Annotated in this window: 14 protein-coding genes and 3 pseudogenes; 9 read left to right on the plus strand and 8 right to left on the minus strand. The window is 36.6% G+C overall.

Translation table 11 applies throughout. The annotated features are described in order from the left end of the window. Positions 1–180: 180 nt before the first annotated feature. The gene (repM, locus tag MWG72_RS14685) at positions 181–1128 is read right to left on the minus strand and encodes a replication initiation protein RepM (RefSeq protein WP_026444494.1); all 948 of its coding nucleotides are present in this window, start codon (positions 1126–1128) and stop codon (positions 181–183) included. Between the two features lie 393 nt (positions 1129–1521). Here repM and MWG72_RS14690 point away from each other — a divergent pair, with 393 nt between their 5' ends. The 3 genes and pseudogenes from MWG72_RS14690 to MWG72_RS14700 all read left to right on the plus strand — a co-directional run. Beyond that, entirely contained in the window at positions 1522–2160 is a 639-nt protein-coding gene (locus tag MWG72_RS14690) for an AAA family ATPase (RefSeq protein ID WP_004897614.1), read from the plus strand. Positions 2161–2162: 2 nt separating this feature from the next. Next, entirely contained in the window at positions 2163–2462 is a 300-nt protein-coding gene (locus tag MWG72_RS14695; RefSeq protein WP_004897615.1) for a hypothetical protein, read from the plus strand. 210 nt (positions 2463–2672) lie between these two features. Beyond that, positions 2673–2907: pseudogene (locus MWG72_RS14700) on the plus strand (transposase-like zinc-binding domain-containing protein); the annotation flags it as partial. A 121-nt stretch (positions 2908–3028) separates the two neighbouring features. On the opposite strand, the pseudogene MWG72_RS14705 reads toward MWG72_RS14700, so the two are convergent. From MWG72_RS14705 to MWG72_RS14715, 3 genes and pseudogenes are all read right to left on the minus strand, one after another. Then, positions 3029–3323: pseudogene (locus tag MWG72_RS14705) on the minus strand (transposase); the annotation flags it as partial. Positions 3324–4317: 994 nt separating this feature from the next. Then, positions 4318–4590 (minus strand): AzlD family protein, encoded by a 273-nt coding sequence (locus MWG72_RS14710; protein WP_338149417.1) that lies wholly within the window; start codon positions 4588–4590, stop codon positions 4318–4320. Between the two features lie 32 nt (positions 4591–4622). After that, entirely contained in the window at positions 4623–5333 is a 711-nt protein-coding gene (locus MWG72_RS14715; RefSeq protein ID WP_247144360.1) for an AzlC family ABC transporter permease, read from the minus strand. A gap of 136 nt (positions 5334–5469) precedes the next feature. Between MWG72_RS14715 and MWG72_RS14720 the strand changes: the two genes are divergently transcribed. Next, a complete protein-coding gene (locus tag MWG72_RS14720; protein WP_026444478.1) occupies positions 5470–6330 on the plus strand; it encodes a LysR family transcriptional regulator in 861 nt (286 codons plus the stop codon). Positions 6331–6457: 127 nt separating this feature from the next. Here MWG72_RS14720 and MWG72_RS14725 read toward each other — a convergent pair. After that, positions 6458–6631 (minus strand): annotated as a pseudogene (locus MWG72_RS14725) (transposase); the annotation flags it as partial. 875 nt (positions 6632–7506) lie between these two features. On the opposite strand from MWG72_RS14725, the gene mobC reads away from it, so the two are divergent. After that, entirely contained in the window at positions 7507–8028 is a 522-nt protein-coding gene (mobC, locus tag MWG72_RS14730; RefSeq protein WP_247144361.1) for a plasmid mobilization relaxosome protein MobC, read from the plus strand. 3 nt (positions 8029–8031) lie between these two features. Continuing rightward, on the plus strand, positions 8032–10542 hold the full coding sequence (locus MWG72_RS14735) for a relaxase/mobilization nuclease domain-containing protein (RefSeq protein ID WP_247144362.1): 2511 nt from the start codon (positions 8032–8034) through the stop codon (positions 10540–10542). A gap of 17 nt (positions 10543–10559) precedes the next feature. Here MWG72_RS14735 and MWG72_RS14740 read toward each other — a convergent pair whose 3' ends face one another. After that, positions 10560–10910, minus strand: a complete 351-nt coding sequence (locus tag MWG72_RS14740) for a hypothetical protein (protein ID WP_004282055.1) — start codon at positions 10908–10910, stop codon at positions 10560–10562. Between the two features lie 563 nt (positions 10911–11473). Between MWG72_RS14740 and MWG72_RS14745 the strand changes: the two genes are divergently transcribed. From MWG72_RS14745 to MWG72_RS14755, 3 genes are all read left to right on the plus strand, one after another. After that, on the plus strand, positions 11474–11818 hold the full coding sequence (locus MWG72_RS14745; protein WP_005102094.1) for a helix-turn-helix transcriptional regulator: 345 nt from the start codon (positions 11474–11476) through the stop codon (positions 11816–11818). 172 nt (positions 11819–11990) lie between these two features. Then, the gene (locus MWG72_RS14750) at positions 11991–12674 is read left to right on the plus strand and encodes a metallophosphoesterase (protein WP_101235089.1); all 684 of its coding nucleotides are present in this window, start codon (positions 11991–11993) and stop codon (positions 12672–12674) included. Between the two features lie 750 nt (positions 12675–13424). Beyond that, positions 13425–15521, plus strand: coding sequence for a metallophosphoesterase family protein (locus MWG72_RS14755; RefSeq protein WP_247144363.1), 2097 nt, complete (start codon positions 13425–13427; stop codon positions 15519–15521). 57 nt (positions 15522–15578) lie between these two features. On the opposite strand, the gene MWG72_RS14760 is transcribed toward MWG72_RS14755, so the two are convergent. Together MWG72_RS14760 and MWG72_RS14765 are read right to left on the minus strand one after the other, a co-directional pair. After that, positions 15579–15893, minus strand: coding sequence for a BrnA antitoxin family protein (locus tag MWG72_RS14760; RefSeq protein WP_247144364.1), 315 nt, complete (start codon positions 15891–15893; stop codon positions 15579–15581). Then, positions 15856–16167, minus strand: coding sequence for a BrnT family toxin (locus tag MWG72_RS14765; RefSeq protein WP_002042420.1), 312 nt, complete (start codon positions 16165–16167; stop codon positions 15856–15858). Before MWG72_RS14765 ends, MWG72_RS14760 begins: the two co-directional genes overlap by 38 nt. Positions 16168–16358 lie beyond the last annotated feature (191 nt).

The following is a 16358-nucleotide window of genomic DNA, read 5'->3' on the forward strand; positions in this document are numbered from 1 at the left end:
TATGTAATTTTATAATCTTATATTCCTTATAGATCAACTGCTAACTGTTTATGTAATAACCTTGCAATTAAAACACACACTTCTCAATAAAGACCAAATTATAGAACTAGGGTTACCAGGGCAGACTAAATTTTTCCTATAGGTTAGTCGTGTTCAAAATAAGAATTTCTATTATTCAGGTTATGATAACTTTTCCGATTTATATTTTTCTTTATAGCCCACTTTTAACAAATCCGGATAATACTTTTTTACCTTTTCAGGGTCGAGAAGTTCAAGTGAAATCCTTTCTTTAAACGCTTCGATCTCTTCGCCTACATTGGCATATTTCCCCCCGAATTCGGGATATTTGATAAGGTCACACAATTTTTGAGCGAAAAATATAGATTGTTTTGGTGTCAACTGATATGTCGGTTCCAGTATCTTATCACTAACAATTAAGGAAGCTTTTTGATTAAAAGAAAATTCGATATGTGTAATTGTTCTTCCTTCTTTTTTTTGCTCATAACTTACGTCGATATCAGTAAGTTTATTAATTTGATCTATGGCAACCGTCAATACACGCTTTTTGAAATCTCCCATGGTTTTATATTCATTTTCAAGTAGACCTAACTTATCACGCAATTCAACCATACTAATATATAGCTTGCCTTTGCTACGCCATCTAATCAAAAGTTCATACAGCCGTATAGCGTATACACTAGATAATTGAGAAATTTGCTTTAATTCATAACGAGTAAACTTTTCTTCAAGTTTTACAAAAAGCTGTAAAATATCAGGAGCAAAAATTAGTTGAGCGCATGCGGCTTCTTTAACATAGCCAACTTTTGATACCCAACGGCTTTTGTAGACCGCTGGCCTACCTGTAACAGGATCTATGGCCTTATAGGTGAGTCTACGTTCAAACAAGTTATCACACGCTCCCTGAAGAGCCTCATAGGCCGCTTGACGACCCAAATTAAAGTGCTTCATGTATTCAGACGCATGGATTGTTAGCAATGTATCCGATGTAAGCTCTTTTTCAATTTCCCTAGCTGCAATAATTGCAACTAAAATTAAGCGTTGTTCAGACAGAGTCAATGCATAAGATGCTTCAATCAAGTTATTGTCTTTATAAATCAGATTTGCCATATTGTGATTAAAGAAATAAGTTCCATTAATAGACATTAACACTTAATGTCCATTAATGGAAGATATATTTATGCCAAGAAAACGTCCATTTATATCAAGAAAACGTCCATTTAAATAAAGGAAAATGTCCACTTATTGTCAGGAAAACGTCCATTTAAATAAAGGAAAATGTCCACTTATTGTCAGGAAAATGTCCATATAAATCCTCTGAAAACTATACTGTATAAGGCATTCAAAGGTCCTATAAATATAAATTTAAAAATATATATAAAATTAAAAAAGAACATTACTTGTGGATAACTTTATTTTTTAACTTTATTTTTCACAATAGTTGATTCAGAAGATTGAAACTTGTACATTATTTTTAACAAAATTACGTAACTTACATAACTTATGATTATCTTGGTAGGTGGTGAAAAAGGCGGAGCTGGTAAAAGCTGCCTCGCCCAAAACTTAGCAGTTTATTTACAAAAAAAGAATAGAGATGTTCTGCTTCTAGATGCAGATCCTCAAGGTACAACGACTGACTGGATTAAAGAACGTGATGAAAATGAGGATTTAAAAAATATTCCATCTGTACAAGCTTCAGGCAATATTCGTCAAGTTTTAAAAGATTTATCAAAAAGATATGAAGATATTATCATTGATGCTGGTGGACAAGATTCGGAAGCATTGCGTTCTGCTATGACTATAGCAACACATATGCTATTGCCTTTTAGGCCTAAACGTAGAGATCTAAAAACTTTGGATCATATGGAACAAGTATTAAAACTGGCACGAGCAGTGAATCCAGATTTGAATGCAAGAGCAATCATTACACAATGCCCAACATTACCGTCACAAGTACAACGAATTTTAGATGCTAAAGAAGCCTGTGTATCGTTTGGAATAAAAGCCTTAGACCAAATCACGACAAATCGAAATGTTTATGATGATGCAGATGAAAATGGCTTATCTGTTTTTGAAGTAACAAGTGATCCTAAGGCAAAAGCAGAAATTGAAGGGATAGCTCAAGAGTTTTTAGGAGTATAATTATGGCAGGTCTTAGTGGTTTAAAAAAGAAAAATGACGAGCTTTCAGATCAGGATAAACTGGTTGAAAATTTCATATCTGGAGCTGATAAAAGAGTTAAGGATCTAGAAGTTTCACAAAAGAAATTCGTTCGTTGTACCTTTTCTTTAAACCAAGAATTAAGTGAATTAATTGATGAGCTAATTATCAAAAGTAATAATGCTCGTGTTAACAGATCTAGTATTGTAAGAATAGCTTTAGAGTCACTGGCAGAGCAGAATTTAGAAGATTTTAAGCAGTTAGTTGATAATAGTTTTAAATAAAATTGAGAATGGGTTATTTAATTTATAAAATTAAATAACCTAACTTCATAACTTCATAACTTCATAACTTCATAACTTCATAACTTCATAACTTCATAACTTCATAACTTCATAACTTCATAACTTCATAACTTCATAACTTCATAAAAAATTAGGTGGTGTTTTAAAAAGTATGCTGAAAAAAAATATGGCTTTTGATAGAATAGAGGTATGAAAATAACGCTACAAATCAAATGTCCTACCTGTCTAAGTAATAATATAAAGAGAAATGGCATCAAAGTAGATGGGAAACAAAACCATCAGTGCAAAGATTGCAAACATCAGTTTATTGGTGATCATGGATTAAGCTATCAAGGGTGCAACTCAGGTATTACGAACCTTAAGTGAATCGACCTATCAGATTCGTCCTAAACAAAGTCACTACGAATGTCTTGAAGTCGATGAGCTTAGGAGAAGCTGTAATTTTTCGAAAAAGTTAGAAAATCACTTTAAGGCTTTCGATTTAACCTTCTTCTACATCAATAATGGCTGCATTTAATCCCAGTATAATTTTTGAAACACCACCTGAAATCAATCATTATTTGTGTGGGTGGTCGAGCTCCGCTTGGGCGAAAAAAGCTTCTGCTTTACGAAGAATTTCATTCGCCCGTTGCAGTTCTTTATTCTAGTTTTCAAGTTGTTTGATACGTTGCTGATCTAAATGCATTTGATGCCTGGCACGAAGTTTTTCAGGAGTACAGCCAATCTTGCGAGAAATTGTTGTGATTGCAATTCAAGTCGAGGGATATAGTCTTTTTCGGGTTTGACAAGTAAGCGAACTGCTCTTTCTTTGATTTCAGGGGTATATTTGGGTTTTGTCATCGGAACCTTCTCTCAAGAAAAGTTGTCTCCAACAAACCCGGTACGGTTCAGTAAAAGAGCTGTCCAAATCACATTGCAGCCCATTAACATAGCTAATTTCATTTTTTATGTAACTGGAATACAAAGGCCCTTGTTTTAACAAGGGCCTTTGTATTAAATTTATTGGCGTTACAGTTAAATGATATTACCAGTATCTTTTAACGAAAGATCTGTAGAGCGGAAACTCGTACAGATAATCACCAGAGGCTTGTAACTGCCAGTTCCTCATATTTTAAGGAAATTATTCTTTTGTACAACCGTTTATATGTAAATTTTTTTGTACACAGTCTAATTTTTTGAGAAATTGCTTTGGTTTCAATGCCTCAGATATAAAAAATTTCGTTAAATGTGCTTCGTCATACAATTTAAACCCATCGGTTCGTTCACTACGTCTGTACAAAAGATTAAGTTTGTAAGTGCAACTGTTTATATGTTGGCTTGATCTTCTTCGTGGCTTTGATGTGCAGGTGGATAAGTGACGGCAGGCATCAAAGGCTAAAGATTTTATAATCGCTTTCCTATCTGAAGAATTGCACTGGGGAAAGGGCGCAGGGAATACGTTGGTCGATTGTTTAAGTGGCATGTTGGGTAGTTCCCTCGCCGAGATAACAAGCCAATGAGAGAGAAAGGCGTGTGCGGGTGGATAGTTAGATCCAAAATACTCTCTTGCGACTCAGACTAAACGCAATCTGAGCGTGTCGATTGAAAGCGAAAGGCGGCTCCATACCGTGAAGAGCGACAACGGCAATATTCAAATACCTGTGTCAATTTTTATTGGCGAAGGTAGGGTGAATATTGCCGAAATCTGCTCAGGACTCTCCACCCATGATTCGCGATGCTCATCACGGGTGGAGAGTCCTGAGCAGATTTCGAGCATTAATAATCCTGTTGATAAATCATAAAAGCCCAACGCTTGTGTGTTTGGCTTTATCAAATCAATTGCAGGAGCTTATCCCTAAAACTGTCGTATAACAGCCGCAGTGATAATACCAGTCCCTATAGCAACTAGAGGTTTTTTGAAAATCACCGCTGTTATAGCTGTCGCTAATAATGCACATCGAGCACCAAGATCCCCCTCAATTGCAATTGGAGCCAATATAGCGACCAATACAGAAGCTGACATTGCGCTAATAAAACGCTGTATTCGGTCATTGATTGGGATAAAGGACATGATGAAAACACCACCCCAACGGGTGGCCAATGTTACAAGTGCCATAATGAAAATAATAAGTCCTACCGACTATGTACTTATCTCTAAATTCATGCCTGTTTGTCCTTTAATAGCATACCAACAACGCCACCTACTAAAGCTCCAACAACAACATGAGAGTTTTCAGGTAAGTACCAATAAGCAAGTAATGAACTTATAGCTGCTGCTATCCATATACAGATAATTCTTAAATTTTTCTGCCCCCCAACAACTATTGACAGCAGAAAACAAGCCATAACCATATCTAGACCAAAATGGGTTGAGTTTTGAATAACACTACCAAAATATAAACCCAAACAAGTCCCTATTACCCAGAATAGCCATAGAGCAATTCCGCCACCAAATAAAATTCCAAGCCCTTGTTTTTGATTTTGAAATGCTTGTTGAGCGAATGCCCAATTCGCATCAGAAATGACTAATAGAATGCTATATCGTTTGAGTGGCGATAGATTCTTTAGCCAAGGGTATAAAGATGCACCCATTAAAATATGTCGTGCATTAATGAAGAAAATAGTCACTAGCAGAGGAATTAAAGACACACTTTGTCCCCATAATTCTAATGTGGAAAATTGAGCAGCGCCCGCAAATACAAAGGTACTCATCGAAATGATAGATAAAGGATCTAATCCAGTCTGAATGGCAGCTAATCCAAATGCAGCACCAAAAATTGCCACAAAAATAGAAATAGGAAGCAGACTTTTGAATCCTTTCCAGATAAGGTCATTATTCAATTTGCTAAGTTCTTGGTCTATGTTTGACACAACAGATCCTTGATATGAAAACCTTTTAAAAATAAAGGTGAGAGAGGAATTAAATTTTATAATCTATTTGAATTTATAAAAGCGAATAATTCAGTAGTATAGTATTCGTTTATCGAATATTAAAAGGTAGCGGTGAGTGCGTGATCTTCAAATTGATTGGCTAAAATGTTTCTTAGCTGTGGTTGATAAAGGCTCACTTTCAAGTGCTGCACCTGATTTAAACCGCTCTCAATCGGCTGTAAGTATGCAACTTAAAAAATTAGAAGAGGCCTTGCAATGTGAATTGATTAAAAGATCAAGTAGACAGCTTCAACTGACATCACAAGGGGAGTTGCTTTTAGGTTATGCGAGAAGAATGATGGCTTTGCATAATGAAATACACAACGCCTTTCAGAATACAGAATTAAGTGGGCGCATAAGATTAGGTGTTCCTGATGACTACGCATCAACTTACTTAACACCAGTGTTAAAGAAGTTTTCTACATTACATCACAAAGTTGAAATTGAACTACATTGCGAGCAATCCACATCCCTTATTCCTCGTATTGAATCTGGTGATCTAGATTTAGCTTTAATCTCTAGAGAGCATTCACGCCAAGGAACTTTATTGTTTTATGAACCTCTTGTCTGGGTAGGTTCACCTCAGTTTGAAACTTGGAAAACAAGTCCTCTGAAAATTGCAGTATATGAAGATACAAGTTTAGCCAAACGTAATGCTATTCAGTCTTTAGCCCTCCAGGGGAAAACGTATCGGGTTGTATATAATAGTTCTAGTCTAGCAGGACAAATTGCTGCTGTTGAAAGTGGCTTAGCAGTCGCTGTATTCACACGTTGTAGTGTGCCACCCCATTTGAAAATTCTAGGTGCTGAACATGGGCTAGGACCACTAAAACCAATGCAAGTAGCAGTTTATCGAAGTCAAAAATCTCTAGAGTTTGAAGCTGTAAGCTATTTGCAGGATTTATTAATATCAACATTGAGAGAATCAATTGTATAAATAAAATGAGAAATTATCTTTATCCTACATTTAACTTGTCAGAAATTATTTAAGTGTCCAAGTAGAATAAGAATCAATGTCCAATGTTATGTGCGATTGAATGTTCAATTAAATAAGAATATCCAAACTTTCTGAGTCGAACCATTAATGAAGTATCCATACCGCCATATTTAGCACGCCATTTATAGAATGTAGCATTGCTCATGCCATGTTCACGGCAAAGAGTAGCGACAGGTGTACCAGATTCCGCCTGTTTCAAAATGGACATGATTTGACTGTCAATAAATTTAGATGTTTTCATACAGAATTTCCTGCTTGTATCTTAAGAGAAAATTCTACTTTTAGATCCTTTTATTTTTAGGAGGGGATTACCATCTGAACTCTTTAAAAGCAGCCTATGCAGAAATTTCTTGTTTGAAAAAGGCTGCTGCGTAATAAGTATTAATAGAATTTATGTATTAATTTCATAAGACAGAATAATAAATTTAAAAAATTGTGATGCACTTCACATACTGTCCGTTTCTAACAAAAAACCGTCCGTTTCTAACAAAAACAAAAGTGTTACATCCCCAAATTAAAACGTTACATGTCACGAGTTAAACCTGAAATTTGAAAGATAGATGTGTGTTATTTTTCTTCATTGTTAGTTATTAATTAATTGATATTTATCTAAAATATTATTTTATTTAGCAGGGGAAACAAATTCATTGAAAATAAGAATACGATGCTGAAAACGATATAAATTTGATGAATAACTCAAAAATAAATAAAAAAACAAACCTCAACACATTTTTTAAAGAAATCTGCATAATTTCAAGCCAATTTCAAATTTTTTAAGATTTTTTAGATATAAATCTATATCAATGAACATTAATTCGAGATTGAACGCTGATTTACAACTCGTTTCCGTTTGAGAAATAAAGTAACTCTTTCAAAAAAATAGATGATTTCGTTCAAAAAAACCCGAAATTCGACGGATGGGATTTGAATTTTTTAATTCCTTTATGCTTGGGATTCAGGAGGGGAAATTGTTCTTAAAAAGAGCAGTTTATTAAGCAAGCCTACCTGTAGCTACAAAAATAAAGTTCTACGAACTTCACTTTTGGTACGCAACAGGGCTTGTTAGGGGCGACCCCCTAAGACCCCATAAATCACCAATCCGAACAGGATAGATAAATGAAAAGGACCAAACGTGAAATCACGAAGCGACTTCGTTTTAATGCTGAACAGGGGGCGCAGTTAGATAGTTTTCTTCAGGAACATGGAATTGGATTTACCAAGCTGATTCATATCCTTATTCAGCGCGAGTTATGTCGATGTTGGCCACTTGTTCACCAGACCAGTGAAGAACAAGCCCTTAGTGAACCTTCTAAGCTGTGGCAGTCCGTACCACTCAAAAAAAGATCCTTAAAAAATACAGTGGGTCGCCCGGTACCCAGTGCCGACCCTCAACTCTTACTGGAACTTGGCCGAATCGGAAATAATATCAACCAGATTGCACGTTCACTGAACTTCTTATGTCTTCAACAAACTGAAGACATTCAGAAGTTTTCCTTTGTCGATTGCGTGGATGTTCTGGTCACGATTCAGTCTGATTTACATCAATATCTTCCTGTGCTCCCAAAATATTTTGTTTCTGATCAGCTTGCGAAAAACAGAAAAGCAAAAGCAATTCAACGGGTAATGGAGGATCGATAGATTATGCTTATCAAATTTTTAAAGTCAGGCACAGGCGATCCAAAGCTGGCAGCAGCCTATGTAACAGGTGAGCAGGATCATCAAGGTGACCGGCGAGCAGGAGTAAAAATCCTGAGAGGAGATCCTGCCACCTTTGCGATCATTGCTGAAAGTATCAAGTTTCAATACTGCTACACCTCTGCAGTGATTGCCTGGTCGCCCGAAGACCATGTATCAGATGCACAGCTTGAAGAAGTTCTGGATCTGTTTGAGGAACATGCTTTTGCCGGATTGAGTCCAGAACAATATCACATGACAGCTGTAATGCATGCTGAGGATAATGGCTCACGCCATCTACATATACTGGTCCCTCGAATTGAACTGAATTCAGGAAAATCATTAAACATTGCTCCACCAGGACATCATCATTACTTTGACCCACTGCGTGATTTTTTAAACCATAAATATGGTTGGGCAAGACCTGATGACCCTACCCGTATAAAGAGCATAAAACTTAAAAATCATCATGAGATGCAAAACGCAGCTGCAATTAAAGCCGGTATGCAGCATCTGCCCAAAAAGACCCGTTTGGAGTTAATTCACCAATATGTAGAACAACGCATTGTCTATGGAATCATCAATAACCGAGATGATTTGCTCAAGAGTCTGTCCGAACTTGGTGAGTTAAGTCGAAAAGATGATCACTACATTTCACTTAAGACCAGTTATGGAACAGACCGTTTAAAAGGGAAGTTTTATCATGCAGAGTTTTCATTCGATGCTTACCGAAAAAATCGAGCAGGACCGGAAGCAGCACGAGCAGTATTGCCTGGACATCCGGCAGGACTTGCAGCACCTTCAGCAGAACTCACAGAATGCCTTAAGCGACTTGAACAAGTTCGAAGAAAACGTTTTACGTATCACCAAAAATATTATCGAACCGGAATTCCTGCGACTGGAGACTCTCTCAAACCACTATCAGGATTATCGGCAGCGCCTGGAGCAACAGTTAAAGCAGAGCTTGGCAGAAACCCAGACTATCGATCTGGAATTGATGTTGTACAACATCAAAACCGACACCCAGTTTCAGGACATTCTGAAGCTACATCAGCGCCAACAGAAAATCTTGCAAAATCTACAGAGCGATTTGAGCAGGAACAGGGAATTACTCCACCAGATACAGCAGATCAGCGAGCAAGAGCAACAGAACAGCAGTGCACTACGCAACGACCTTCTCAACATAATGCCATTGCTGAAACAAATACAGCAGCAATGCCGCAACAACAGCTCTCAAGCGAAATCAGCCGAAGAGTTAAGCCATCAGCTTGGAGATGGAATCAGCTTGATACAGCAGCTCCATCAGCAATGCAAAAAAATACTGTGGTGTCTTGGGATATTCGGCATATTCAGCATGCTGTCACTGCTCAGGGATTTTATCTAAATATCGGAGTGCAACATGATAGAAACATTGTTACAAACCCAAAAAAACCAGTTGATTCTCCAGCTAAAGGGCATGATTCAAGCTTTGGAACAAAAAACGGAAGTACTTCAGCAGGAAGCCCGGCATTACCAGCAGGTCTTCGAAGCCCAAAAAGCATACATCGACGAACTCATGAAGTCACAAAAGCTTCAGAACGACTATCAGGAGCTTATGCGCAAAGAAAACATTCTTATGATGAAGAAACTGAACGATATGAAGCAGAAACTAATCGAGAGAGACAAGATCCTCAGGCGCTATCAAGACGAAATCAAGAAAGAGATATCTTACAAAGAACTAATCGATTCTTTAACAGTATTTGGGCGCGAATTAGAGCTACGTTTAAAACTGTTATTGACCAGCTCACACCTTCGCCCACTGATACAGGAAGAACTCCAGAGCAGTTTAAGACCGTATCTAAACGCCTTGAAACAGTTGGAATCGATCGACTGGTCAACCTTGCAAGACGAAGAGCTGAACACCGAAAACTTATTGAGCATGTTAGAAGAGTTAAAGCAGAAATAGAGGCCAGTAACCAACCAAAAAATGATCCTCTTGTGATAAAAACTATCAGTGCCGAATTGAAGAAAATGAAAATACGATATACAGATTTATATTTGGATGACGCGTATATATATGCAAATAAGGCTGAAGGCTGCTTTCATGACTTATGTGATCCAAACATCGCACCCGAAAGTAAAAAAATGAATATGGAGGGATACATCCACTTTATAGAAGAATGTTTAAATGAGTTCAGGGTACAGTTGCCTCGGATGAATACCGGGGAAACTGAGGGGTTTGAGAACCTGATGACAGTCGTTGAATTGCATATTAAAGAACTCAATACCACTAACCTAAAGATAGGGCCAACAATTGACTTAAACGAGGCACAGCAATATCTGGGAGATATGGTTCAGGATGTTCGAGCAAAACTGGCCCAAAGGCTAACCGAGTTATCCGAAGATTCACATCTAGATCATCAAAATGATGCAGTACTTTCACCAAGAGAATCCGAGCCAACTCGGTCGAGTAGCTCGGATTATGATGCCTACTTTTAAAGAGACACCCCCGCCGATCAGTAAACAGTCTTAGGGAACTTATGACGACGTGGGGTGGACTGAGTCCGTTTTACCCAATCTTCTGGATATTCTTGACTGTAAGAATCATGGTAATGACCTGACCAATATTCCTGATTGTCTTCATCTTGGCATTCGTGAACTTGAGAAAAGTTGTAGGTGCTCTGTTGAGCTACAGCATGTTGCTGAAGTATCTTTTCAGCTGTTTTTTCCGCCTGATCTAAAGCCATGAAAATATCGAGCAAGGCTTGGCGCTGTTGATGGTTCAGAACTTTAGCACCTTCGATAATCAGCTGTTTAGCGAGGTTTTTTGGCATGCATGGGTTTGCATCATTGAATTTAGTACGCATAGCAGTTTCCTAGATAAGAGTTTAATTATCTCCATCACTTCTCACGGTAATGGAGGCAACTTAACAGGGGTGAGAATACTGAATCTAGGATCAGCCAGCACGAAGCTGCCCTGCTAAGCTACCATAAGAACTGCTTAACAGTAGGCAAAAAAATAGCCGCAAGTGCGACATTTAATTGCACCTAGATTTTATCAGGTTCTCACGCCTGAGCACAGATTTTGCTGTGTTGAAATAAGGTTATCCAGTAAAGAGCAGTGCGTCAAGGTCCTGATCAGTAGTTCTTATAAAAACTGAAAAATAAATAATCAAAGAATGTCAGGAGCTCAATTTATTTTATTATAAAAAAGAGAGGTTCAGTATGAGCCAATGGAGAAGATAAAAATGGCATGCTCCTCATTCTCAGTGTGTATCAGAAAGAATCTATATGATATTAGGTACAGATATTTGCACATAACTGGCAATTAAAACAGGATATGTGCAATATTAGGACTTAACGACTTTAGGATTGACCAGATTTTTCTATGCCATAAGGTCATAAAATATCTAAATGTGAGTGATGAATAATGATGTATTCTGAAAATGACAGTCCAGTATATATTGCATCAGTGTTGGGAGAGCGCTTAAAACGCATTCGATTAAATCGAGATATGACACAAGCTGAAGTTGCGAGTAAAGCATGGATCAGTCGAAGAACGGTGTTAAATGCTGAGAAAGGTAATGCGAAACTCTCGGATTTAATTGCAATTCTAGCTGCATTAAACATGATTAATAATTTCAATGTTTTAATACCTGAAGAGTCATTTTCACCTATACAGTTGCTTAAACTAAAAGGCAAAGTTCGCAAAAGGGCATCAGGTAATAACAAGCCACCTGTACTGCAACTGGCAAAACCAAAGTCAGATTGGTGACACACATTTCTGATACGGGACTTATTTAGTATTGAGATCATGTCTGAATGGGCTGACCAAAAGTAAAAATTCGTCTGGGGCTATTTTTGCGATCAAGGTTGGTTGAAGGTCTGTGGTTAGTTAAAATATTATTCATGCATAATGCTATTAATCAGTAGGATGATGCTCCCTCATGACAAATCATATCCAGATTATAGATGGATCATCTTTCAAATCGATCTTCGTAGTAGGCGACTTGCATGGTTCTTATCACTTGCTGATGAGCCATCTCAACGCTATCGATTTTGACTTTGATAAAGATTTGTTGATATGCACGGGTGACCTGGTTGATAAAGGCAAAGAAAATTTAGAATGTTTTTCATTGATTAAAAAACCATGGTTTCGAACCGTTCGTGGCAATCACGAAGAAATGTGTATTAAAAGTCTATTTGATTCAAAGCTTAGACATTTACATGAAAGAAATGGTGGTGAGTGGTTCTATCAGTTGTCATCACATCAGCAGCATAAAATTATCAAAAGCTTTGAAGATTTACCAATCGTTATCGAGCTTGAACTTCTAGATAAACGAATAGGAGTAGTTCATGCAGATATTGATATTCATGAATGGGGCGCTTTTAAAGCAGATATCATGCAAGGTGATTACAGGATTTCAGGAATGGTTTCAGCTTACACAAATGCACTATGGGGGCGTGGAAGAGTAAAGAACTATTCAGATAATTATGATGTTGTAGAGAACATAGATGCTATCTATTTGGGACATACGATCGTCAAGGAAATGACCCGGTTAGATAATTGCTATTACATTGATGTGGGTTCATCCTTTACTCAAAAGCTTTGTATAACAAAAATTAAGTGAATATTTTGCAAGGCTGAATAGCTACTGATTTTATAGACACCTTTTAGTTAGATTTGGACTGCCACCACTCTCAGCTGTAACTAAGGGGGGTGAATCTCTACACCTATAAGTCTCAATTTTAAAAAAATTAAGGTTTTTCTATTAAAAACACAAATTTTCCGACTATTGGATTCATTTTTTATTTTTATAAGATATTGATTTTAAAATAAATAAATAATTATAGAGATTTTATTTATGGGGGGTAAACAAAAACTTACACCAAAAAATCTATCTAGAACTTTACTGTTTAGGTTTAAATTATTGATTTTAATAATTAAAAAATTATATTGAATTGGGTTTTTGAACAAAAAAATAATAGTCGGAAAATTTGGTTAGTAATGTGTGTTCTAACAAACGAATGTTATTCACCAATTAAAATGTCTATGCGATAAACCATTTAAAATGTCCTGTTTTTAACCACAAGAGTCAAGCACAGGATTTAAATTTCTTTGTTCAATAACAGCTTTCTGAGCTTTACGGCTTGGCATATTTTTGTTTGTTCCATAGTGGGCTAAAAATGAAATCCCCTCGGGAGTTTCGATCTCTAAAATTAGCAAGTTAACTGTCCGTTTTTACCGGGGCTAATACAGTTGAATTTTTTCATTTTCATATCATCGCAATAAATATTTAATTAAATTGTTTTATAAATGAAACAATTATTTAAAGGTACCGTACTAAAATTCTTTCTTTCAAAGAAACAGTGAAATACAAATGAACTTTAAATTTTCTAAAATTTGTGTGGCTGTTGGGGCAATATTGACTCTTTCAGCGTGTGGAAATGATTCTGAACATACTGATCAGACGGCTCAAAAAATAGATAAAGTTGCATTCATGGCAGATGTTCATTTTCATGATATTTATGGTGACCTTAAGGCATCTAATTTTAGTGGAATACCCACTGAACACGGAAATGCAACGATTCGTACAATGTATGATGAACTAACATCTACTAGATTATTCAATGAAAATTATTTTGCCTTTCGTGCAGCCTTGGATGATGCGCTTAGCAACGGAATTAAGATTATAGCGTTCCCAGGTGATTTTTCTGATGATGGTCAACCAATGCATATTGTTGGGTTTAAAAAGATACTGAAAGAATATGAGCAAAAGGGAATGCGCTTTTTCTTTGCACCAGGCAATCACGACCCTGTTGCACCTCATGATAATGAGACTGCTAGTGAAAATGGATTTTTGAGTACTTCAGGCGAAGCCGTGAACATACATGGTATGAAGCATCAATCATGCTTAAATGCTGAAATTGATACGATTTGTACTAATGAAATGATGGAGTTAGGCTATGACTCACTCATAAACGAATTGGGTGAATATGGTTTTAAGCCAAATAAGAAAGACATTTATTGGGAAACGCCTTTTAGTAAATATAATCAGGAAAATTATAATTTCGACCTTGCTTTGAATGAAGCTGATACAGACAAGAGACTTTATGAGGTATGTAAAGAAGGTGAGGGGGGTATATACAAAGAAGATGATTTTACAAAATGTACAACTATTCCTGATGCTAGCTATTTAGTAGAACCTGTGCCTGGTGTATGGCTATTGTCTGTAGATGCAAATGTGTTTGTGCCGAAAGATAGCTTTGATCCAAATGATCCGTATAAACCAGGTGGCTTTACTGGGGCGGGTAGTGCTGGTTGGAATCAAATGGTTACCCATAAAAGAACGACAATGAAATGGATTGAAGATGTATCAAAGAGAGCGAAAGAGCAAGGCAAAAAGTTGGTAGCTTTTTCCCATTATCCAACAATAGAATTTTATGCAAATCAAACAGATAATATTAAGAATACTTTCGGGGAGAGTGCATTCCAGACGAATAGGGTTCCTAGAGCTGATGTTACTGAAATTGTAGCGAATACTGGCTTGCCATTACATGTCGGTGGCCATATGCATTCGAATAGTACAAACGACTATAAATCTGCCAATGGGCAATACCTCGTGAATATTCAATCGCCATCATTAGCAGTGTATGGTGCAGCATATAAGATTTTAAAACTTCATAGTCCGACAAAAATTGATGTTGAAACTGTGAAACTTGATGAAGTACCAAGATTTAACGAGCTTTTCCCACTTTATGAAAGAGAGCATAATTATTTAATAAAAACCAACAGTCCGAGATTATGGGATAAGGAGATTCTTAATACTAAAAATTATAAGGAATTCACTCACTTTTATTTTGGGCAACTTTCTAAATTGCGTTTTATGGGTGAATATTGGCCATGTGAAATGCGTGATTTAGCAGAGCAGTTAAATTTAGCTGAAATGTTAATCATGACCCAACTTAATACTGATTTTACATACTCAAATTTAGGGCAGCAAAATATTATCAAATTTAAGCCATCAGAAGGATGTTTGGCAGTAGATAATACGAAATTTAGTAGTTCGTCGTCTCAATTCGAGCGTGATTGGTTGGTAGCTAAGGACAAAGCGGAAAAATTAGCTTCATCAGCTAATACAACTCTGGCTGAATTAGCTGAGGTTTCTGCATATGACTTTTATGGTGACTTCCATAGAACTATATATGCTGGTGAATTAGCACTTAAAGATATGGGGGAAAAAAGAGTCAATCAATATAAGCTATTGATGGCTAGTTTTCCTCAGATGCCACAAGTACCCAAGATACAAGATGGTAAGATTTTAGATAGCAATCCTTTACATGTTCCATATCAGTTTAAGTTTAAAACTGTATTTAATGTTCTAAAGGAAGTTGGATCTGGTAAACCAAGTGATAACTTTACTATTGATTTCAACACCCAGAGCATAAATGGTAATAAGGGCCTAAGCTTTAAATAAATTTTTTTGAGCCTGTAAATAATTTACAGGCTCAAATGGGAGCCTAAGCTCCCATTTTTATTGATGATTTTTTAAATCTTTTAACATTGCTTCACGTAGAATTTTATTCATGCGTGTCTGATAGCCTTTCCCTTGGGCTTTTAGCCACTGCATAACATCTGCATCGATGCGAACCGTAGTTACTTGTTTAGTCGGCTTGTAAAATGGATTTTGCACTGCATTTTTCCAGAAACTTTCATCAAGTTCAGGAATATCTGAAAAGTCTATTTCACTGTTTGGGCGTTTATCTAATGCCTCAAGTCTTGCCTTTTGTTCTTCAGATAAGACAGGAGGTTTATTCAAATCTACTTTGTAAGTAACGGTTTTGTTCATACTGTTTCCTCTCTTTTTTCTCTGCCTGTCGTGCTGAAATAATACGGATATGATCAATCCCATTATGATCTTGTACAGTATGAGCCACTAATAAAACTGTCTGCCCGTGTACGAGACCTATCGCTTGCCAACGATATTCACCATTTTCAAAGCGATCCTGTTTGAAGACGGCATGAGCATCATAAAAAACCAAGGTTGCATCTTCAAAAGCTACACCATGTTTTTTGAGGTTTGTTTCTGCTTTATGCTCATCCCATGAAAACTCAATTTCCATAGTTGCATCGCTTTTTGTTAATATAAAAATGTTAATACAAAATTGTAAATTTTGCAAAGTTCTTCCATTTTTTATTGGCAAAAGCTTATAGAATCGAACATAAAAAAGCCGACTTGTTTCCAAGTCAGCTTTTCGACATCGTCGAGCATTATCACTATAACACAAGTATATGATTTTTATATATTTAAAAT

The sequence above is a fragment of the Acinetobacter lwoffii genome (assembly GCF_022967985.1).
Taxonomy (GTDB): domain Bacteria; phylum Pseudomonadota; class Gammaproteobacteria; order Pseudomonadales; family Moraxellaceae; genus Acinetobacter.